The sequence below is a fragment of the Legionella genomosp. 1 genome (assembly GCF_900640215.1).
Taxonomy (GTDB): Bacteria; Pseudomonadota; Gammaproteobacteria; order Legionellales; family Legionellaceae; genus Legionella_C; species Legionella_C quinlivanii_A.
This window is the reverse complement of the sequence record NZ_CAAAJH010000004.1, coordinates 243,330-263,721: the sequence shown is the minus strand read 5'-3', so window position 1 is coordinate 263,721 and position 20,392 is coordinate 243,330. Positions and strand designations below refer to the sequence as shown.

The following is a 20,392-nucleotide window of genomic DNA, read 5'->3' as shown; positions in this document are numbered from 1 at the left end:
GAGCGTAATGAGTGACCTGCAACAGCAATATCACTCATTTATTGAATCTGGCGCTTTGAGTTGTTCAAAATAATGACAGGATCACTCAGCGCGAAGGCGGGAATCCATTCCTCAATCGGCATTATAGCTAGCTCAGAGATGGGCCCCCGTCTGCGCGGCATAGCTATCTACCCATCATCTCTACACCCTGCGGCTTGTCCGCAGGGTCCAGTCTAAGATATCGCGGGTATTCTCATGGTTAGCCGCTGGGAGATTAAGGAGCTGCCGCAATTGCACAGGAATGGCCTTCACCAAAACCGTGTTGAAATAGGCCTGCAGCGATTAAAGCCTGCACATCGAGCGGGATGTTGTTAGGGCTGCCATTACCGCTGTTGATTGGTGAGCCAAGCTGGCCATAAAGGTTGAGCCCCCAGCATTTGGCAGTCCCTGTCTCGAGCAGCGCGCAGCTATGGTAGGTTCCTGTCGTTATAGCGACCACCCCTGAGCTTAAAGTCTGTACATCAAGCGGGCTATTGTTGGGATTATTAGTGCCGCTGTTGGTCGTGGAACCAAGCTGGCCATAGAAGTTTAGTCCCCAGCATTTAACGGCACCCGTATCGAGCAAGGCGCAGGTATGATCTAATCCTGCACTTAAAGCTGCTACACCTGAATTTAAAGTCTGCACGTCCAGCGGGCTGTTGTTGGGATTATTAGTGCCGCTGTTGGTGGTGGAGCCGAGCTGGCCATAAAAGTTCCTTCCCCAGCATTTAACAGTACCCGTATTCAACAGGGCGCAGGTATGGAATCCCCCTGCAGTGATAGCGACCACTCCTGAGCTTAAGGTTTGTACATCCAGCGGACTGTTGTTTGGATTAGTAGTGCCGCTGTTGGTGGTGGATCCAAGCTGGCCATATGCATTATCTCCCCAGCATTTAACAGCCCCCGTATTGAGCAGGGCGCAGGTATGATAGTATCCTGCGGCTAAAGCCGTCACCCCTGAGCTTAAGGTCTGCACATTCAGCGGGCTGTTGTTGGGGGTAGTAGTGCCGCTGTTGGTGGTGGATCCAAGCTGGCCATATGCATTATCTCCCCAGCATTTAACAGCCCCGGTGTCGAGCAGGGCGCAGGTATGATTTAATCCTGCAGCTAAAGCGGCCACGCCAGTGTTTAAAGTCTGCACATCGAGCGGGCTATCATTGGTGTTAAAAGTACCACTGTTAGTGGTGGAACCGAGCTGGCCAGAAATGTTCACCCCCCAGCATTTAACGCCTCCCGTATCGAGCAGGGCACAGGTATGGTAAGTTCCTTCAGTCAACGCCACCACTCCTGAACTTAGCGTTTGTACATCCAGCGGACTGTCGTTGGTATTAAAATTACCGCTGTTGATGGTCGAGCCGAGTTGGCCGAAGCGATTTAGCCCCCAGCATTTGGCAGCACCGATGGCCTGGATGCTGACTGGGATATTTATACTGTTATCAGCTCCTGTTGCCAGGATGAACAATGGGTTTAAAACGCCTGTTGCTGATGGCGTAGGGATGGAGTAGGTGAGCGTACAGCTTTGTTGGGGCTGCAGCAGGGTTGGGCAGTTATTGGTAAAATAGTTACCCCACGCAAAAGGGAAACGAATATTCAACGCAGAAACCAGGCTTCCGCCGGTATTGGTAAGCACTAGTACCCCGCTATCGCCAGGGCGAAGCGACAAGGCTCCGACTGGCACGCCATACTGGCTTAACAGCAAATGCCCGAGCCCAGATGTCTGATTCACATTTAATTGCTTGTCTAAGGTGGGTTGATAACATTGGTTGGGGTTCGCTTGTTCGCACAGAACCGGGCCGGTATGGATCCCTTGTGGTGGAATTGCTCCGCCATGGATGGTTAGGGTTAATTGGCAACTGCTTAGCCTTCCGGCCAGATGACAGGATGAAGCGCTGACTCCCGGGATAGGTTGCAAGATCAGGTTTTTTCCCCTGGCCGACAAATTTGTTACAGTATAGGAAACCGTTGCTGTCTCAAGCCCCGAAACCGTCACCACGGCAGGGCTTGGCGCTGAATATGTCCATAACGGGGTTGAGGCATGGAGCTGGCTATAAAGAATCAATCCTGCTGCTCCTAAATACCACAAAGCAATACGTTTCCCTTTATCCTGTATTATTCCCATTTGCAATCCTTATTGCTGTAGCCTACTTGCTGATTCAACAGCGCAAAATTTCCATTAAATCATGAAAATACCTGAGTGGCTACCATGCCATATTCAGAAAAAGGAATGCCATCAGCTGACCTCCAACCCTGAACGCTCCTCACAAAATTGCTCATGGGAAACATAAGAGAGTATGACTCTGTAAAATGAGCCACGTTCGGCTTGGCAGATGATCTTTTCCTGATAATCTATCTACCTTTTGGGTGTTACTGCTTTATACTTTTGTCTTAAGCGGAGACGACAGTTTAATATACAATTGAGCTTAACTTAATGGCAGTGAATCAATGGGTAAGACGTTATTTCGGGGATAGAATTCTCACTGAACGGGTTCTGAAACAGGATTCAGGTCATCAGCTTTTCTATCTTCGTTTCATCGATGGGAGTGAATGGATTTATAAGCGGTTTGCCCAGGAAAACTGGTTGGGAACTACCGATTATCAATCGATATCGAATAGCGAAGCGCTTAAATGCCAGGTGAATTCAAATCTGGCTCAGCATTTCAATAATTATCGGGCCACTTCCCCCAGTCAGATTTTCAGGGAAGAGCATACTATTCATCTGCTTTATCCCTATCATCACGGCAAAACCATCCAGAGGCCTGATCCTGAGCAGGCATATATGTCTGGACAGGTGTTGGCAAGGATTCATTCCAGCCAGAAACCCGATTTAGCCTTTCAGTATTGGCCCGCACTCTGCTGGCCGTCCGAGTTTAAACTGCAATCCTGGATAATGGATTTAATTCATCTAATCGAGAGCAATCCGGATTACAAAAGACAGGATTGGGTCGCCAGTCATCGTGATTTGCATATGGGGAATCTGCTTTGGTCAGGTAAGGAGCTCGTTGCAATCATTGACTGGGAAAGCGCCGGCCTTATCCATCCCTTCGTTGAGTTAATTGGCCTGGCAATCAACTGTGCCGCTGTGCCAGAGGCAATTTTCTGTGAAACTAATTTTTCCATGACGCTAAAGGGCTACCAGTCTATCGCCGTGCTTCCTCAGGAGGATGAACTGTTATGGTATTTATGCTTCCATAGCTGGTTATTATGGTTGCTGCACATCGGGAAAAAGAATGCGCCTGAACAGCTCAAACCAAGTCTTGATGCGATGAACGTCATTAAATGCAATCTAAAGCGCATGCAAAAAATTTATCTGGAACTGCAATAGCGAAATTGCATGTGCTATATCTAGCATATAGTTTCTGTAAAAAGACAACATGAACAATCACCGATTGCTAGCTGGTTTGTTTATTGCCCTGTGTCTCACCGATTTGGGTTTTGCAATGCGCTGTAAGCAGTCATTGGTATTTGAAGGTGACAGCAAATATATTGTAGAGCGCAAGTGCGGCCCTCCATTAGCAAAGGATATTTACCAGGACTCCTCCCTTCTGGTGAATAATTTCGATATTCCCTATGGTATTGCTTCTGATGTGTATGAAGTCTGGACCTATCAGCAGTCTCCTAATGAATTTCTTTATGAAGTACTTTTTCAGAATGGCAGGGTCATTGCCATATCAGCAAACAGGAGCTTTTAGCCGGGCTGGAACGATTTGTAAAGCGCATGCAGGTAATCTGTTCTATCATTAATTTAAGGACTGATTTTTGCAGGAGAACACATGGGGAAGCGGCATGTAGTCAAGGCCAGTGAAGTCAGCGGAGTCAAAGTCAAAAATAATGCCGGAGAATATCTGGGCGATATTAATGAGGTGGTTCTTGATAAGATTTCAGGACGAGTGAACTATCTGGTTTTAGACTTTGGCGGTTTCATGGGATTTGGTAATAAATTTTTTGCCATTCCCTGGCATTTGTTCAACTACAATAAAGAAGATGACTGTTTTGTTTTGCAGATTGAGAAAGAGCGTCTGAAAAACGCTCCGGGATTTGACAAGGATAACTGGCCCAATTTTGCGGACAGCAGTTTTGCCTCGTCACTGGAAAAATATTACGTATAACCGCCTATATCTACATTTGGTTATTGATCAACAGGTTATGATGTAATAATGTGTTATTTCTGCTTGGAAGTCTTCATTTGTAATCTGTACCCGTTCTGGAAGATGTGACTACAAGGAACATTCGCAACTTCAGTTAAATTTACCTTAGTTTATGACAGTGGATTGCATTTAACAGGGAAAAACTAAAAAATGGATATTTTAAATCTCAGAGTTTTGCGTGGGCCTAATTACTGGTCAAATACCAGACAGAAACTAATTGTCATGAAGCTTGATTTAAAGGAGTTCGAGGAGTTTCCAAGTAGCGCAATTCCTGGATTCAATGATAGTTTAAAACAATTACTCCCTTCTTTATATAATCATTTCTGCTCTGAAAGCAGTGAGGGCGGTTTTTTTAAGCGGCTTGATGATGGAACCTGGCTTGGCCATGTCATTGAGCATGTTGCTCTCGAGCTTCAGTGGCTGGCGGGAATGGAGTGCGGCTTTGGCAGAACGCGCTCAGCCAACGAAAAAGGCGTTTATCATGTCGTCTTCTCCTATGAAATTGAGTCTGCAGGGCTTTATGCTGCCAAAGCGGCCGTCGAGCTGATAAGCACTCTGGCGCATCAGCGTCCCTATACCCTGGTCGACCATCATTTACAGCAGCTAAAACAAATCAAACAGCATGAAGGGTTCGGACCTTCTACCCAATCCCTGGTGGATGAAGCGGCCAAACGAAATATTCCCTATGCGCGTTTGAATGATTCGTCGCTGATTATGTTGGGACATGGCTGTCAGCAAAAACTAATCTGCGCGACAGTCACTGGTCTGACCAGCAATATTGGTGTGGATAATGCGGCGGATAAAGAGCGAACCAAGCAATTATTGATGAACGACTATATTCCAGTCCCGCGCGGTATGATTATTGAAGATCTGAGCTCCCTGGGGCAGGCGCTGGAAAAAGTGGGGTATCCCTGTGTCATCAAACCAGTTGACGGCAATCACGGACGAGGAATAACCACTAACATCTGCAATCAGGAAAAAGCACGAGCGGCATTTCAGCTGGCAGCAGAGATTTCCGACCGGATTATTGTGGAGCAGTTCATCAGCGGTCATGATTACCGATTTCTGGTGATTAATCACAAAGTCATTGCGGTGGCCAAACGTACCCCGGCTATGATTGTAGGAACCGGTACAGCCACTATACAACAGCTCATCGATGCCGTGAATCAGGATCCAAATCGTGGCGAGCATCATGAAAAGTTTCTGACCACTATCAAAGTAGATGCCAGCACAATGGCTATTCTTGAGGAAAAAAATCTGAGCTTAGACTCTATCTTGCCAGCCGGAAAAGTATTGTATCTTAAGCATACCGCCAATCTGAGCACAGGGGGCACTGCGGTTGATGTGACCCATATAGTCCATCCGCAAACCATTTTTATAGCTGAACGGGTATCGCGGGTTATGCATCTGGATATTTGTGGCATTGATGTGGTGGCTGAAAATATTAGTTTACCCCTGAACGGAAGTAATGGTGCCATCATTGAAGTGAATGCAGGCCCAGGCTTTCGCATGCATCTTTCTCCCGAATGCGGAAATGCCCGTAATGTAGCCCGCCCCGTGATTGATATGCTATTCCCGGCAGGAAGCGAATCCCGAATTCCGCTAGTTGCGATAACCGGAACGAATGGCAAGACCACAACTGCAAGACTGGTTGCCTGGTTCGCCAGAAAAGCGGGTCGGCATGTGGGTTTGACTTCCACTGAAGGAATTTATATTAACGAGCAGGAAGTCTATCGAGGCGATTGCAGTGGGCCTTTCAGTGCCAGAGTGGTTCTTCGAGATCCCTTGGTCGACTACGCAGTACTCGAATGTGCGAGAGGCGGTATTTTACGTGAGGGTTTAGGGTTTGATAAGAGCAGCATCAGTATTGTGACCAATGTCTCTGAAGATCATCTTGGCCTTGATGAAATTCATACGCTTGAAGAGCTTGCCCGCGTAAAGGAAGTGGTGCCGCGCAGTACCATGAAAACAGGATATGCCATTTTAAATGCTGATGATGATCTGGTGTATCAAATGAAGAACGCAGTGGAGGCTTCGGTGGCGCTGTTTAGTATGCAGGCAGCCAATGAGCGTATTAGATCACATTGTCAGGAGGGTGGTTTGGCAATCTATTTGTCGGACGGCTCAATTGTGCTTAAAGAAGGCAACAAAGAGGTAACAATCACGCATTTGTCCAAAATTCCGCTGACCTTTGGCGGTAAAGCTTCCGGAATGATCCAAAATGTTTTGCCCGCTGTGCTTGCTGGATATCTTTCCGGCTTTAGTCTTGAAAATATCGCTGCATGGCTGCATGAATTTCAGCCCAACGCTGAAAACCTTCCTGGGCGAATGAATCTGTTTGCTTTTGAAAATTACCGTATCCTCATTGATTATGGTCACAATGGGGCTGCTTTTGAGCATCTGGAGGGGTATATCAGTCAACAGCCGGCCACAAGAAAAATTGGTATTATCGCTGCAACCGGCGATCGTAAAATGACGGATATTCGTAAAATTGGAACCTATGCGGCCAGAATGTTTGATGAAATTATAATTCGTCATGATAAAGACGGCAGAGGGCGCAGCAATGAGGAGTTAACGACTTTGCTTCTGGAAGGAATAGAGCAGGTAAAAGACTTTGAATCAAAAGAGATTAAAATAATATCCGATGAAATGGATGCTCTGCAGCATGTCCTGCATAAGGCGGCTCCAGGCTCCTTCATTTTTTATTTTCCTGAGGATGTGATGACTGGAATTGCCCATATTAAAAAATTGCAGGCAAGTGCTCATGCAACGACGCTCGTAGCCAACTAGGAGCCTGTACATGCTTGCTAAAGGTAAAATGCTGATTATTGGCGGCGCGGAAGATGTGGGCGATAAAGAACCTCCATTCCCTTTGAGAGATACCGGAGAGTTACAGCGTTATGAAATTCTCCGGGAGTTATTCAATGCCTCAAAAAATAAAAAAATTGAAATCATTACTTCCGGAAGCCGTTTTCAGCAAGAAGTCAAAGAGCGTTATCAAAAGGCTTTTCATGATATTGGCTATAAGGCCCCCGGCTTTATCCATATTGAAGATAAAATGGAGGCAAGAGACAAGCATTACCTGAACCGGGTAGAAGCTGCCGATGCGGTCTTTTTCACCGGAGGTGATCAATTCAGATTGGCAACTATCATCGGGGGAACCAGCCTCATTGATTTTATCCGCCAGCGTTATATTGATGACAGGCATTTTATTGTAGCCGGAACCAGTGCCGGGGCTATGGTGATGTCTTCCATCATGATTACAGAAGGTGGACTGGCAGAGGCGCTGATTGAGCAGGATTTAAAAACCTCTTCAGGTTTGGGCTTTATCCAGAATTGCATTATTGATACTCATTTCATCAAGCGCGGGCGTTTTGCGCGTCTGGCTCATGCGATTATCATTAATCCCGATCAACTGGGAGTCGGGCTGGGTGAAGATACTGCCCTAATTATAAAAAACGGTTCAGAAGCAGAGTGTCGAGGCTCAGGAATGGTGGTTATTATTGACGGCAAGCACATACGCCAGACCAATATAACCGGAGTTCGTGATAATGAGCCGGTTTATGTTGAAAATTTGAAAGTTCATCTGCTGGTTAAAGGCTGTCGGTTTTCGATTAAAACACGTAAGCTTTACAATCCAACCAAAGTAACGCCTAAAAGAGGAAACAAGGATGAATAGGATTGCAATGGCCATCCACGGAGGAGCCAGTGAGGAAACGACTTTATTAAGAGATCATTTACCTGAATATGAGGAAAGTCTCGAAGTTGCCTTACACAAGGGCTATGAGGTGCTGCAAAAAGGCGGCTCTGCTCTGGATGCCGTCGAAGCGTCCGTCCGGCAATTAGAGGATGATGCACTTTTCAATGCAGGCAGAGGCTCGGTGCTCAATAATCAGGGCACAGTGGAAATGGACGCCTCCATAATGGATGGACATATTCTGGATGCAGGCGCCGTCTCAATGGTGGAGCGAGTGAAGAACCCGGTTTCGCTGGCCAGAAAAATCATGGCTCAAACGCATCATGTGTTTCTTTCCGGATATGGTGCGCTGGCTGTTGCCGAATTGAATAATCTTGAGCTAAAGCCTAAAGATTATTTTGTCACTGAATATCAATATCAGCAGTATCTCGAAGCCTGTAAACGGGAGAGTACGAAGGATATTCTTGCCAAGAAAATTAAAGGCACTGTCGGGGCAGTTGCTCTCGATTCCCAGGGAAACCTGGCTGCGGCTACGTCTACAGGGGGAACAGGTAATTGTTTGCCGGGACGAGTCGGCGATAGTTGTATGATCGGCGCTGGTTGCTTTGCTGATAATAAATCCTGTGCTGTTTCCGGTACGGGTGAAGGTGAAGCCTTGATTACCCAGGTGGTTGCGCATACTATTGCCATGTTAATAGAGCTAAACCAGTGGTCGCTGGAGCAGGCTTGTGACTATGTGATTCATCAGCGAAATATTGCACGAAGAGAAATGGGTGTTATTGCAGTAAATACAAAAGGTGAAATCCATTGTGCCTTTAATACAGAAATTATGAAGCGCGCATGGATTGGCAGTAATACGCCGTTGCAGATAAAAATTTACTAAGAAGTTTTGTGATGTTGCGAATAGCCGTAATTGGCTGCGGGATTGCAGGTCCTGCCGCCGCTCTTTTCTTACAACGATTAAATGCTGAGGTCAGTCTTTTTGACCGGGTTGAAAATTTAGCTCCCCTGGGGGCAGGGTTCTTACTACAGCCCGCAGGTCTCGATGTGCTGAATCAGCTTGGAATTGCCCAGTCACTAATCCCTAAAGGAGCCCCCATAGCGGGTTTATTTGGTGTTAATCACCGAAATAAAGTCGTACTGGATTTACGTTACCGCGATTTGGTCAGGCATCATTTTGGATTAGGTATCCATCGAGCAGCCCTGTACCAGGAAATGTTTTCCAAAATAAAAGACACAGGAATTCGCATTATAAATCCCTGTGAGATTGTCTCATTCAAACAGTCGGCCGATGCAGTGGAATTGTATGACCACAAGGGGGGTGTGCATGGACCCTTTGATTGTGTCGTGATTGCCGATGGTTCACGCTCTCTGCTAAGACAACAGCTGGATGTCAAAATTAAGGTCAAACCTTATGACTGGGGGGCTTTATGGACAATTGCCAGAGATTGCAATAGCCAGTTTAATCAAACCCTGGAGCAAGTGTACCGAAGTACTGAAATCATGGCAGGTGTTTTACCGATAGGTTTTGAAAGCCAGCAATCGATGGTTAGTTTTTTCTGGAGTATAAAAAAGCAGTATTTTCCGCAATGGCTTGCTACGCCTTTTGAACAGTGGAAAGAAGAGGTCACCACCATCTGGCCTGCCTTGCAGCCATTATTTGAGCAGCTGCACAGTCATCAGCAATTTGCACTGGCTTCTTATGCTGATGTCAGGGTTTATCCCTGGCATGACCGGCGGGTAGTGGTCATTGGGGATGCTGCTCATGGGATGAGCCCGCAATTGGGTCAGGGTGCGAATTTAAGTTTGCTGGATGCCAGAACTCTTTACGAGTGTCTGAGCCAGTTTCCTTTGCCGCAGGCTTTGTCAATGTATACCCATCGAAGAAAGGCGCAATTACGCTATTATCAGAACGCCAGCTGGTTTATCACGCCCTGGTTTCAATCTTCCCATGCGGGCATGGGAGTGTTGAGAGATTTGCTTCATGGCCTTTTCTGCAAAATGCCGTTTATTAAACAGCAAATGCTGCGCACCTTAGCCTGTATGAAAACAGGCTACTTCAGTTCCTTGCCGCTCAACGCTTTTAAGCCTTTATGCAAAGAGGAAATGGATTCCAACAAGGATTAAATAGCCGACTGTTTAGGCGGAATATTAATCTCGGGTTCCTTGGGTGTGGAAGGCAGAGGCAGATCAGGGGTATCGATGCCAGGTCTTTTTTCCATTGCTTTTTTATCAGCGTCCGCTTTTTTCTCAGCGCTAAGCAAAATGTAATCACTACTATTTACTAAATCTATAAACGACATGCGAGTTCTCCTTAACTCTTAACTTCATACTAATTATAGGATATTTTGAGAGTGTTCATTAAACTGTGGCATTCTTCACAGGCACCCCGTCATCTCGAACGCAAGTGAGAGATCTCCAAATCTGACATGGCATGACCCATTAATTGGACGCGATACAATTTAATAGTCAAGAAGGTGAAATCAATAAAGTAACAGTATCTGTATACACTGCTGCCGGCGCGCCAGCCACCTGGGAGCTGGTAATTCGGATATTGAAATTGGCATTGGGAGTGCCGCCGCAGGTGAGTGAGGTACTGCTGCCTCCGGTTTGCTGGGCGGTTTTAACGCCAGAAACCAGGGTGATGGTCTGCGAGGGCGCGCTCCCTGGATTCCAATAGGCGTTGTAGGTGATAAAATTACTGCCATTAACGACACGAAATGTGCCAGATGCGGCGTTCGCACTGGTTGCAGTGACAAAATAACTTCCCAGAGGGCTTATCGTGTTGGTATATATGCAGGCTGTTGTGTTACCGGTGACAGGGCTACTTAAATTGATTGGCGACAAAGTAATATTGCTTAGACCGCTAATCTGAACCAATGCCGGAACCGTCACAGTGACTGAGGCTGCAGAAGGATTAACTGCGCAGGCAAAAGCGCAGTGCAGCCACAGAATAGCGATACAGCTGGTTTGTTTGCCTATTAAATAAATATTAATAGCCCTCATTCTGTCAGGTGGGTGTAATTAAAAGAGTTACAGTGTCCGTATAAGTGGCAGCAGGAGCTCCGGCTACCTGAGCAGCACTGAAACTGATATTGAAGTTTGCATTAGGTGTGCCGCCGCAGGTTAAGGAAACCGCGTTTCCGCCCGTTTGCTGGGCCGTTTTTGTTCCAGAGGTCAGCAAGGTGGTCTGAGTGGCTGCAGAGGTATTATTCCAATAGGCCGAATAAGTGATAAAGTTTGTGCCGCCATCGTTTACCCGAAAAGCGCCGGCGCTCGCATTGTTACTGGTTGCAGTGACAAAATAGCTTCCCAGGGGCGATGCCACATTGCTATAGATACAGGCGGTGGTATTACCGGTGACAGGAAAAGCAACGGGGGTTCCCAGGGCAATATCGGCAAGTCCGCTTATCTGGACCAATGCAGGGATCGTAATGGAAACATTGACTGTTCCTGTGGAGGTCGTTCCCAGTGTGCCATCGGTGGCTGCAAACGCGTTAAAACTGCCAGTCAGGACAACTAGTAACATCAATCGCTGAAGTGAATACATGATTCTTTCCCTGATTAGAGACAATTTAATTAAAATCCGTGTTAAAGCTTAATTTCCAATGTAACTCCCCAGGTACGTCATCCTGAACGCAGTGAAGGATCTCCTGAATCTGGCTCAGTTCCAAGCAGTTTGAGATCCTTCGCTACGCTCAGGAAGACGTACCTGAGGAGTTACTTTCCAATTCAATTAAAAATCATGTGCTTAACTTCAATTTCTGTATTTCTATTGAATTCAGTTTTTATAGTGATAATCTATCTAAATTAACTCAATACGCTCTAGCAAGTCTATGGAATTTTCACGTTTATTTTTCCTGCTGATACTCTGCTGTTTATTTCCTGATGTCCATGCGGGTATAAGTGTCGGACCTATTGTCGTTGATCTGACAAGCAAGAATAAAGACGCTGAAATTGCAGTGCGAAATCTCGATATTAACCATCAGGCTTATATCGAAGTAATTCCCTATCATCTGGCCAATCCGGCTCGTCTTAATTCAGCCAAAATACGGGTTAGAAACCCTGAGAAGGATGGCCTGATGGTTTTTCCTGCAAAACTTGTATTATTACCAGGTCAAACCCAGTTTGTTCGGGTAGTGAAAACGGCCAGCAAGATTCCGTCAGAAAAAGTATTTGAAATAGATTTTATTCCTAAAATTGCCACTCATCTGGTAAGTCAAAAAAGTCCGGAAGGTGCTGTGCTTGGAATTCGAGTAATTGTTGGCTATGGAGCACGGGTGACCTTGCGTCCCGATAAGCCTTTACCATCTATTTCTATTAAGCGAAAAGCGAATGAGTTATTGATTGTAAACACTGGCAATGCCTCAGTGAGAATTACGTCCTGTACCCAAACAATAGCGGGCCAAAAAAAGGAAATCCCTTTACCAGCGTATACTTTGTTTGCTGGCCAAACGCTTAAAAAGCAATTGGTTCAATTAACCCCGGTTAATTTACAGGCCTCTTTTATGGATAAATCGCTTGGATCGTTTACTACGGATTAAAAATAGCTGGCAGCTAAAATTAAGCGATTTATTAATTGTTGTTATCTTTTTGAGTTATTTCTCATGTCCTTCAGCCCAAACTTTATTTGTTGATTCAGAGAGTCCGCCGCCTGGATTTGAGGCGGTTTCTGTGACTCAGCATTTGCGGGTGTCAGTCAATTTTCTTCATGAAAATATGGGCTATTTTTATGTAAATATCAGGAAGGGGCGATTAAAATTTCAATCGCCCGAACAATTAATTTCCCATCTGAAAGCTGTTAAACCTTCTAAAAAATTAATTAAATTATTAAACAATTCCTTACAGTTAAACATTGAATGTCTTTCAAATGGTGTCGCTGAATTACCCGAAAATTGTAAGCAATTAAAGAAAAACGGGATTTATATAATCTATGATCCTCAGCATGAAATAGTTTATTTAGTTCTATCTTCTTCCCATCTCCAAAGACCCGAACTCGCTCATACAATTGATTTTTTTCCGGATTCTACAGCGAGTTGGTCCTATATAAATAAACTGGGAGCTGCGGGATCCTTTAGCACTAATAAGCCGGATATTCGCACAACTATTTATCCCTCAACCCCTGATTACTACAACCTCTATTCCAATAATGTTTTCGCCTACGGAGATAATAGCCTGATTGGCAATATTTCCCAGAATAATGGCATCGACGATGGCCAGCATTTCCAGGTACAAAGCCTGTACGCTCAGAATATAAGCCGGGATAAAATATACACCGGAGGATATATCGTAAACCCGACCTCTCCATTTTTTCAAACGCAGATTCTTGCAGGGGTTGGAGTTAAAACCACTCTCGAAACGCTGCGGAATTCAGAGAGTATCACCGCTTCTCCTTTAGTGATATTTGTACCGCAGGCATCCCAGGTCAGTATATTTAAAAATGATCAACTGATTTACTCTCAATATCTCGCGGCAGGTTATCAAACCATAAATACCAACGGATTTCCGGACGGGGGATATGAATTAACCATCAAAGTGGGTATGAATAACACGACCCAGCGCTTTTTCAGCAAGGGATTCTCTCTGCCTCCTCCACAGGCACCACAATACTATGTGATGGCGGGCTATTTAACCAATGCTCTGACTCTCGATAATAACAGTTATAACTTTTTACCGGATATATTGAACGTTCCGGTAGTTCAGGCAGGATTTAGTAATCGCTTAAATCAAAGACTGGCGATTATGGGGGATGTCTTATTAAATTCTCATCAAGGTCTTTTTGATTTTGGGCCTGCATTTTTTATAGGCAACTCCTTTGTAAAAACTGCTGGACTAATCACAACCAAGAGTAATTATGGGTTGTATACCCTCATCAATACGCAAAAAAAGCAATTGAACCTGAGTGCGATAGCGACCAAAATTTTCTATCAGGATAAAAATGAAGATTATTATTTTCTTAATAATCTGGAGGACAATAATTCAGCTTCATTAAGCTATCAGCTCACACAAAACGATCTAATCGGTATGCAGGCTAATTATAGAAAGCTTCTTGAGCAACCTCGTTCCTATGGAGCGGGTGCCTATTATCAACGGCAAATTGGTTTTTATAAAGGCTGGGATTTTTTCTTAACACCGCCTATAACGAAGCTGTCCATATTGGTAATACTTATTATCTTGGTTTGAGCATGAATTTCAGTCGAGGTATGCTGGCTGGAACTGAATCGCTTTCCTGGCAAAATCAGCAAAATAATAATCAAAATAATCCCTTGGCGATGCCTGTTGTGGCACAGGGTAGTACCGTCTATTCCCATCAGAATGAAAGAGGATTGGGATATTCTCTCAATGAAATGCATACGGTTTCAAGAACTGCCTCCTCATTTGCCGGCATTTATAATTATACTGCAGCAAACGAGTTTATTTCCTCATACATTAACTACAATCAAACCCGGGAGGATGGCAGTTCAATCGGGTATGGGGGGAGTCTTGAAACCGAAATTGCTGCAAATGAAAACGGCGTATTTTTAAATGGGGCTGATCGCGGCAATTCAGCCGGGATCATTGCGCAGGTTTTTTCTGGTAATCTGAATGATAAGTCTGCTCAATTTGCATTAATTGACTCCTATAACCGGAAAGTGGCAATTATCCCAGTCAATGAAAAAGTATTTGTGCCTTTGCCGGGTTATACTGATGAGAATTTTACACTGGCTAATCTTTCCAGTGCCGATTATGCAATTCACGAACCCATGCGCCATGTGACTTTATATCCTGGCAATATTGACCATTACACCTGGCAAGTGGAGCGGCGCATTATTGTCATAGGCCGATTGCTTAACAGAGATAAAAGTCAGCCTTTAAGAAATCGATGGATTCATTCCGGACAAAATGGTATCTACAGTGATGAAGAGGGCTATTTTCAGTTGGAGCTGTCACAAAATATCAGTTCACTCTCAGTAGAGGGGCTTGGAAATTGTCAGATTGATTTACCCAATTTGCAGGGAAATAAAGAGTATTATTACCTGGAGGATGTGTCATGTTTATAGGCCGATTAGGGTATCTGTGCCTTTTACCTGTTTTCTTTGTTTCGAGTGCAAACGCTTATGATCTGACAGGAGTGGACGCAAGCTATAATTTTGGCACCATCACCGCCCCTTTTCCCGATTTAACATTGACAGATGGCAGTATCTGCGTCGGCTATACGGCCATCGTCGAGGCGAGTACTTATCGTGTTCGAGCCACCAGCAGTGGCAGTGCCTCAACAGCATTCCAAATGACTAATAGCTTAAACAGTGCCTATAAACTGGATTATTCGGTTTCATGGGCTGGCTCTTCCGGGGGTACGCCCAGCTTTGTTTCTCTGAGTTCCGGGCAAAATTCCACATCAACCTTCCCAGCGCAACTTCTGGGAGGATTGACCTGTCTTGTTTTGCCCAATAATGCCACGATGCGTTTGCAACTCCTGGGGGCAAACCAGGTGCTGGCAAAGCAGGGAAGTTATACGGATACCTTGACAATTCTGGTAGTGGCACCCTAAATCGCAAAGAGTGGGTGCCACTTTCTTTGAGCATCCTATCCCTCATCCTTAGCCGTATAACCGCAGCCTTCTTTCGGGCAGATAATTTGCCTTCCAAAGCGCTTGGTTTCCTTAACTGTCAACAGCGGCCAGGCGCACTGCGGGCAGGGGGTATCGATAGGTTCGTTCCATAAGGCATAGTCGCATTTCGGATAACCGCCGCAAGAGTAAAAGATCTTCCCTTTACGCGATTTGCGTTTCAGAATTTTGTGATTATGACACTTGGGGCATTCCACTCCGGTATCCGCTGGTTTTTCTATGGGCTCCATGTGTTTGCAGTCAGGATAATTGCTGCAGCCGATGAAGCGGCCATAGCGGCCTGTTTTAATATGCAGCGCTCCTTTACAATCAGGACATTGCCGGCCTTCAATGACTTCAGGCTCTGCTTTCTCTCCTTCCGGATTATTCAAATCCTGCGTGTAGTCGCATTCCGGATAGCCGGTGCAGCCGATAAATCGCCCGCGTTTGCCCAGACGTATTGATAGGGGTTTGCTGCATTTAGGGCATTGTTCATCCAGTATTTCCGAAGTGACATCCTTTCTCTGGACCTGGGTATCCGTAGTATGAATCTGACTTATAAATGGCTGCCAGAATTCTTCCAGTACCGGGATCCATTCTTTTTCACCGCGCGATACTTCATCGAGAGTATCTTCAAGTTTGGCGGTGAACTTATAATCCACATAACGAGTAAAATGACTCAGTAGAAAGCGATTTACAATTCGACCCACATCAGTAGGTACAAAGCGTTTCTTGTCAACTATCACGTATTCGCGCTGTTGCAGGGTATGGATAATGGTCGCATAAGTCGAGGGGCGGCCAATGTCATATTCTTCCAGCGCCTTAACCAGCGATGCCTCGCTATAGCGCGGCGGTGGTTCTGTGAAATGCTGATTGGCTGCAATATCAATAAGCTTTACCTTTTCTCCCACGGACATAGCGGGCAGCAAGCCTGAGTTTTCGTCATCGGTAGAATCATCAATCCCTTCTTCATACACAGTAAGAAAGCCGGGAAAGGTGATAGTTGAGCCATTGGCGCGGAAAAGATTACCCGCACCGCAGCTTAAATCAACGGCAACGGTGTCAATTAATGCTTCTGCCATCTGGCAGGCAACGGTCCGTTTCCAGATGAGATTGTAGAGTTTGTATTGATCACTGGTCAGATATTGCTGGATAGACTCCGGGGTTTGCCTAATAGTCGTTGGGCGAATTGCTTCATGAGCTTCCTGAGCATTTTTTGATTTGGTTTTGAACATGCGTGGACTTTTGGGGCAGTTTTTCTCGCCATAGCGCTGTTGAATGAAATCGCGAATCTCAAAAATCGCCTCATTGGCCAAACTGACCGAGTCAGTACGCATATAAGTGATCAGGCCGGCGGTGCCGGTGCCAATATCAATCCCTTCATAGAGCTGCTGGGCAACCATCATTGTTTTACGCGCTGTAAAGCCAAGCTTGCGAGCCGCCTCCTGCTGCAGAGTAGAGGTGATAAAAGGGGCTGCTGGATTACGTTTGCGCTGTTTTTTTTCAATATTGTCGACAATAAGCTCGCCATTGGCAGCCTGTAATAAGCGCTCTCTGACCTCATGTGCCTGCTCAGTGCCAGTAATACTGAACTGCTGCAGTTTATCTTTCTGATAATGAGTCAATCGGGCTGAAAAGGGGCTGGCATCATGCTGGCAGGAGGCAATAATCCGCCAATATTCCTGAGCCACAAAACGTTCAATTTCTTCTTCCCGTTCTACGATTAAACGGAGCGCTGGACTTTGAACGCGGCCCGCGGAAAGACCACGGCGTATTTTTTTCCATAAAAGGGGCGACAGATTGAAACCTACAAGATAGTCCAGCGCTCGTCTGGCTTGTTGTGCATTGACTAAATCCATTGAAATCTGACGCGGATTTTTAATTGCTTCCTGTATGGCTGATTTGGTAATCTCGTTAAAAAATATACGATGAACCGCTTTATTAGTAAGTAAATTACGCTCTTGCATCAATTCAAACACATGCCAGGAAATGGCTTCTCCTTCGCGATCGGGGTCGGTTGCGAGAAGCAGGGAATCCGATTTTTTTAAGGCTTTGGCGATTGACTCAATATGCCTTACATTTTTTTCAATGGGGCTATAGGTCATTTTAAAATGATTGTCGGGATTTACAGAGCCTTTTCGTGGGGGCAGATCTCTGACATGGCCATAAGAGGCAAGTACATCATAGTCATTACCCAAATATTTCTGGATAGTTTTGGCTTTAGCAGGTGATTCTACGATAACCAGGTGTTTACTCATAAAAGACCTTTATCCTTTAGAAGTTTCTTAACAGTATTGTTAGTATTATTGACTCGTCTCTTGCTATCAATGAAGCAATTATTCAGGGCTTGCCTGAAGGAGATTAGCTTATTTTTTTTAAGGATCATTAATGCAGAGGTAATTCATCTTCCTTTTGATATAGCACAAGATCAAGAAAAGCGAGTTGCACTGTATTTAAGCTTTCAGCCAGACAATTGCGAATAGTCCACTTTGTTTCCTGAAGCGTTACGAAACGAGACTCCGAAAAAAGAAGCTGATTAATGATCTGCTCCATCGTCTCGGAAGCAATGATTCCCAATAGCATTAACTTCATTAAAAACTGATAACTTGCCTTGGTGAATTTCATCTGTTCATCATAGGTAAACACTCTGATAGAGGAATCACGCGCTGCTCTGACAAAGAAAGAGTTTTTATCCTGAACGCTTTCTTCGCCATCTGCCTCGAGTCCTATATCAGATGAGCTTCCATCTTTTAATTGGGAAAGACTTTTCTCAAATAAATTCATTAGCATTTCAAACAAGCTGTCTTTCATTAATAACACCTCATGTAGCCGCCGGGTACTGCTTTGACAATGCCCTGTAATTCAAGTTCAGCCAAGCCACAGGCCACTTCATCGATTTGAATACCGCTGCGATTACAGATCTGATCAACGGTAGTGATTTCAAAACCAATGCACTTTACTAGGTTTTTATTATGTGTTGCAAGGGATTGTGCGGAACCACCTGCATTGTTAGACCAATTACCACATCCAAGCGCATCCAGAATATCGGCAGCTGAGGTCACCAGTCTGGCTCCCTGTTGTAAAAGATAGTGGCAGCCCCGCGCTTGTGGATTATGTATAGAACCGGGTATGGCAAGTACATCACGGTTCTGCTCAAGTGCTAACCTGGCTGTAATCAGTGAGCCACTCTTAATTGCTGCCTCAACAACCAATGTGGCAATAGATAAACCACTTATTATACGATTTCTGCGAGGGAAATGTCCAGCGCTCGGTGGTTTCCCCAGAGGAAATTCACTTAAAATCAAGCCATTGTCGATAATTTTTTTTACAAGCAGGCGATGACGGGCAGGATAAACCATATCAATGCCGGTTCCCATGACCGCTATTGTTTGCCCCTTGGCATCAATACTGCCCTGATGGGCCTTCGCGTCAACGCCCAATGCTCCTCCGCTGACGATGGTAATTTCTCTTCCGGCCAGTTCAAATGCAAAGCGATAGGCGATCTCATCTCCATTAACGGAAGGCTTACGGGTTCCCACCATCGCCAAAGTCTTATTTTTTATACAAGCCCAGTTTCCAATGCCGTAAAGTACCAGCGGCGGGTCGTGAATTTCTTTTAACAAGGCAGGATAGTGTTCATCTTCCCAGGTCACCAGATGATGAGTTGAGCTTTGCTGTTCCCAGTTTAAATCCGCATCAATCATCGTTCTGTCAGCAGAGCTCAGGGCGGTGGCAAGCAGGGGAGTTAAGCCAGAAGCTATCATTTCCTCTTTAGACAGGGAAAAAAGTACTTCCAGGCTGGGCCAGCGATTCAACAGGCGCTGTACAGTACGTGGACCAATACCTTCAATGCGGTTTAGCAAAAGAAAAAAGCGTTTGTTACTCATGGATTGGTCACCTTATCGCCAAGATGAATGGCTCGAATTGAGCGCACAACCAACCCAAAACTGGTCTTTGAGAACGTTCTGAAAATCATTACTTCTCCGACCCGCTCCCGTGGAAGCAGAATTGGATTGGCGATATCCAGAGGGTCTGCCACCAGTTTCCGTTCAGAATATAGGCCAAGTACATCACCTGGCTCAAGCCCTGCATCCTGGCCGCGATCAATGACAGCAACTAATCCCACCGCGCCCTGGGTGTAATCGCCGGGCAAATCGATAATAGAGCCGCACACGGGGCTATTGGGGGTCTTCGGTTCGAAATATAAATTAAATTCGGGAAAATCATTAAGCATCACCCGATCTTTTAACCGCACACCCTCGGTAATTTCGGTCAGCAGTATGGTGGCAGGTTCGCCGCCACGTACTAATTCCGCATAGCCAACAAGTGTAGCCTTATAGCCCAGTAAACGATTGGTTTCGGGTTCCATATAAGGGCAATTGGGACGATAAACGGCATAGGAAATAGTCGCTCCGCGCGGCATTTTACAATCCGGATGAAGATTTTTGACATAGACCTCATCCCCCTGTCCGCCCAGCATATGCTCGCCCATAAAGGCCACGATATAGGGCGCTTTTCTCAGGCGATCTTCATCCATGACCAGCGAGGAGTTCAGGAAGGGTTTGATAACCATCAACGGAATAGGAGGAATCGCCTCTTCAAGGGGACGCGGGCGGATATTCGGAGATAATTTAATGGTGCCGTTCGATAGCACCTTAAGATAGGGCTGGTTATGCGCATAGCGCAGCTCAATGATAGCGCCCGGGTATAAACGATTAGGATTTTTTATTCGAGGATTGGCGTGCCAGAGGGTTTTCCATTCCCATGGATTAGCAAGATATTTACAGGCGATACTCCAAAGGGTGTCACCGGGTTGCACAACATAGCGGCGGGGTGAATCCTCCAGAATGGAGACTGCCTGCGTGGCGAATGAGATAAGCAAACCTATTATGACAAATAAATGCCGCATTTTTCTGTCCCTGAAACCTGTATATTAATCACATT

The 20,392-nt window shown here is 45.5% G+C and carries 19 protein-coding genes; 11 read left to right on the top strand and 8 right to left on the bottom strand.

Going from position 1 to position 20,392, the window contains the following annotated elements:
* Positions 1-253 precede the first annotated feature (253 nt).
* Positions 254-2,137: an RCC1 domain-containing protein gene (locus E1O89_RS06355; protein WP_133139426.1), complete on the bottom strand. Its 1,884-nt coding sequence runs from the start codon at positions 2,135-2,137 to the stop codon at positions 254-256.
* A 309-nt stretch (positions 2,138-2,446) separates the two neighbouring features.
* Between E1O89_RS06355 and E1O89_RS06350 the strand changes: the two genes are divergently transcribed.
* From E1O89_RS06350 to E1O89_RS06320, 7 genes are all read left to right on the top strand, one after another.
* On the top strand, positions 2,447-3,340 hold the full coding sequence (locus E1O89_RS06350) for a phosphotransferase enzyme family protein (RefSeq protein WP_133139425.1): 894 nt from the start codon (positions 2,447-2,449) through the stop codon (positions 3,338-3,340).
* A gap of 49 nt (positions 3,341-3,389) precedes the next feature.
* Positions 3,390-3,707 (top strand): DUF2845 domain-containing protein, encoded by a 318-nt coding sequence (locus E1O89_RS06345; protein ID WP_133139424.1) that lies wholly within the window; start codon positions 3,390-3,392, stop codon positions 3,705-3,707.
* Between the two features lie 81 nt (positions 3,708-3,788).
* A complete protein-coding gene (locus E1O89_RS06340; protein ID WP_058506281.1) occupies positions 3,789-4,124 on the top strand; it encodes a PRC-barrel domain-containing protein in 336 nt (111 codons plus the stop codon).
* A gap of 189 nt (positions 4,125-4,313) precedes the next feature.
* On the top strand, positions 4,314-6,953 hold the full coding sequence (gene cphA / locus E1O89_RS06335) for a cyanophycin synthetase (protein WP_133139423.1): 2,640 nt from the start codon (positions 4,314-4,316) through the stop codon (positions 6,951-6,953).
* A gap of 10 nt (positions 6,954-6,963) precedes the next feature.
* Positions 6,964-7,842: a cyanophycinase gene (locus E1O89_RS06330; RefSeq protein ID WP_133139422.1), complete on the top strand. Its 879-nt coding sequence runs from the start codon at positions 6,964-6,966 to the stop codon at positions 7,840-7,842.
* Positions 7,835-8,743, top strand: coding sequence for an isoaspartyl peptidase/L-asparaginase family protein (locus E1O89_RS06325; protein ID WP_133139421.1), 909 nt, complete (start codon positions 7,835-7,837; stop codon positions 8,741-8,743). Before E1O89_RS06330 ends, E1O89_RS06325 begins: the two co-directional genes overlap by 8 nt.
* A gap of 11 nt (positions 8,744-8,754) precedes the next feature.
* A complete protein-coding gene (locus tag E1O89_RS06320) occupies positions 8,755-9,987 on the top strand; it encodes an FAD-dependent oxidoreductase (protein ID WP_133139420.1) in 1,233 nt (410 codons plus the stop codon).
* Here the strand turns inward: E1O89_RS06320 and E1O89_RS06315 are convergent.
* The 3 genes from E1O89_RS06315 to E1O89_RS06305 all read right to left on the bottom strand — a co-directional run bounded on the left by E1O89_RS06315 (position 9,984) and on the right by E1O89_RS06305 (position 11,410).
* Positions 9,984-10,163, bottom strand: a complete 180-nt coding sequence (locus E1O89_RS06315) for a hypothetical protein (RefSeq protein WP_133139419.1) — start codon at positions 10,161-10,163, stop codon at positions 9,984-9,986. The genes E1O89_RS06320 and E1O89_RS06315 overlap by 4 nt on opposite strands.
* A 166-nt stretch (positions 10,164-10,329) precedes the next feature.
* On the bottom strand, positions 10,330-10,866 hold the full coding sequence (locus E1O89_RS06310) for a hypothetical protein (RefSeq protein ID WP_133139418.1): 537 nt from the start codon (positions 10,864-10,866) through the stop codon (positions 10,330-10,332).
* A 4-nt stretch (positions 10,867-10,870) separates the two neighbouring features.
* Entirely contained in the window at positions 10,871-11,410 is a 540-nt protein-coding gene (locus tag E1O89_RS06305) for a hypothetical protein (protein WP_133139417.1), read from the bottom strand.
* 286 nt (positions 11,411-11,696) lie between these two features.
* Here E1O89_RS06305 and E1O89_RS06300 point away from each other — a divergent pair, with 286 nt between their 5' ends.
* The 4 genes from E1O89_RS06300 to E1O89_RS06285 are packed head-to-tail and all read left to right on the top strand — an operon-like array spanning position 11,697 to position 15,391.
* Positions 11,697-12,404, top strand: coding sequence for a hypothetical protein (locus E1O89_RS06300; protein ID WP_133139416.1), 708 nt, complete (start codon positions 11,697-11,699; stop codon positions 12,402-12,404).
* Entirely contained in the window at positions 12,382-14,043 is a 1,662-nt protein-coding gene (locus tag E1O89_RS06295; protein WP_133139415.1) for a TcfC E-set like domain-containing protein, read from the top strand. Before E1O89_RS06300 ends, E1O89_RS06295 begins: the two co-directional genes overlap by 23 nt.
* Positions 14,044-14,045: 2 nt before the next feature.
* A complete protein-coding gene (locus tag E1O89_RS06290; protein ID WP_133139414.1) occupies positions 14,046-14,900 on the top strand; it encodes a CS1-pili formation C-terminal domain-containing protein in 855 nt (284 codons plus the stop codon).
* The gene (locus tag E1O89_RS06285) at positions 14,891-15,391 is read left to right on the top strand and encodes a hypothetical protein (RefSeq protein ID WP_133139413.1); all 501 of its coding nucleotides are present in this window, start codon (positions 14,891-14,893) and stop codon (positions 15,389-15,391) included. Before E1O89_RS06290 ends, E1O89_RS06285 begins: the two co-directional genes overlap by 10 nt.
* Positions 15,392-15,426: 35 nt before the next feature.
* Here the strand turns inward: E1O89_RS06285 and topA are convergent, their stop codons facing one another.
* The 4 genes from topA to E1O89_RS06265 all read right to left on the bottom strand — a co-directional run bounded on the left by topA (position 15,427) and on the right by E1O89_RS06265 (position 20,357).
* Positions 15,427-17,706 carry a type I DNA topoisomerase gene (gene topA, locus E1O89_RS06280; RefSeq protein WP_133139412.1) on the bottom strand — a complete coding sequence of 760 codons (2,280 nt, stop codon included), beginning with the start codon at positions 17,704-17,706 and terminating at the stop codon, positions 15,427-15,429.
* A gap of 127 nt (positions 17,707-17,833) precedes the next feature.
* Positions 17,834-18,259: a DUF494 family protein gene (locus E1O89_RS06275; RefSeq protein ID WP_133139411.1), complete on the bottom strand. Its 426-nt coding sequence runs from the start codon at positions 18,257-18,259 to the stop codon at positions 17,834-17,836.
* Entirely contained in the window at positions 18,259-19,335 is a 1,077-nt protein-coding gene (gene dprA / locus E1O89_RS06270) for a DNA-processing protein DprA (RefSeq protein WP_133139410.1), read from the bottom strand. Before dprA ends, E1O89_RS06275 begins: the two co-directional genes overlap by 1 nt.
* Positions 19,332-20,357: a LysM peptidoglycan-binding domain-containing protein gene (locus tag E1O89_RS06265; RefSeq protein WP_133139409.1), complete on the bottom strand. Its 1,026-nt coding sequence runs from the start codon at positions 20,355-20,357 to the stop codon at positions 19,332-19,334. Before E1O89_RS06265 ends, dprA begins: the two co-directional genes overlap by 4 nt.
* Positions 20,358-20,392: the final 35 nt, after the last annotated feature.

Coding starts and splice junctions, on each gene's coding strand:
- E1O89_RS06325 (WP_133139421.1), top strand. CDS start 7,835: ATGAATAGGATTGCAATGGCCATCCACGGAGGAGCCAGTGAGGAAACG.
- E1O89_RS06345 (WP_133139424.1), top strand. CDS start 3,390: ATGAACAATCACCGATTGCTAGCTGGTTTGTTTATTGCCCTGTGTCTC.
- E1O89_RS06330 (WP_133139422.1), top strand. CDS start 6,964: ATGCTTGCTAAAGGTAAAATGCTGATTATTGGCGGCGCGGAAGATGTG.
- E1O89_RS06265 (WP_133139409.1), bottom strand. CDS start 20,357: ATGCGGCATTTATTTGTCATAATAGGTTTGCTTATCTCATTCGCCACG.
- E1O89_RS06300 (WP_133139416.1), top strand. CDS start 11,697: ATGGAATTTTCACGTTTATTTTTCCTGCTGATACTCTGCTGTTTATTT.
- dprA (WP_133139410.1), bottom strand. CDS start 19,335: ATGAGTAACAAACGCTTTTTTCTTTTGCTAAACCGCATTGAAGGTATT.
- cphA (WP_133139423.1), top strand. CDS start 4,314: ATGGATATTTTAAATCTCAGAGTTTTGCGTGGGCCTAATTACTGGTCA.
- E1O89_RS06285 (WP_133139413.1), top strand. CDS start 14,891: ATGTTTATAGGCCGATTAGGGTATCTGTGCCTTTTACCTGTTTTCTTT.
- E1O89_RS06275 (WP_133139411.1), bottom strand. CDS start 18,259: ATGAAAGACAGCTTGTTTGAAATGCTAATGAATTTATTTGAGAAAAGT.
- E1O89_RS06310 (WP_133139418.1), bottom strand. CDS start 10,866: ATGAGGGCTATTAATATTTATTTAATAGGCAAACAAACCAGCTGTATC.
- E1O89_RS06340 (WP_058506281.1), top strand. CDS start 3,789: ATGGGGAAGCGGCATGTAGTCAAGGCCAGTGAAGTCAGCGGAGTCAAA.
- topA (WP_133139412.1), bottom strand. CDS start 17,706: ATGAGTAAACACCTGGTTATCGTAGAATCACCTGCTAAAGCCAAAACT.
- E1O89_RS06315 (WP_133139419.1), bottom strand. CDS start 10,163: ATGTCGTTTATAGATTTAGTAAATAGTAGTGATTACATTTTGCTTAGC.
- E1O89_RS06290 (WP_133139414.1), top strand. CDS start 14,046: ATGAATTTCAGTCGAGGTATGCTGGCTGGAACTGAATCGCTTTCCTGG.
- E1O89_RS06350 (WP_133139425.1), top strand. CDS start 2,447: ATGGCAGTGAATCAATGGGTAAGACGTTATTTCGGGGATAGAATTCTC.
- E1O89_RS06305 (WP_133139417.1), bottom strand. CDS start 11,410: ATGTATTCACTTCAGCGATTGATGTTACTAGTTGTCCTGACTGGCAGT.
- E1O89_RS06355 (WP_133139426.1), bottom strand. CDS start 2,137: ATGGGAATAATACAGGATAAAGGGAAACGTATTGCTTTGTGGTATTTA.
- E1O89_RS06320 (WP_133139420.1), top strand. CDS start 8,755: ATGTTGCGAATAGCCGTAATTGGCTGCGGGATTGCAGGTCCTGCCGCC.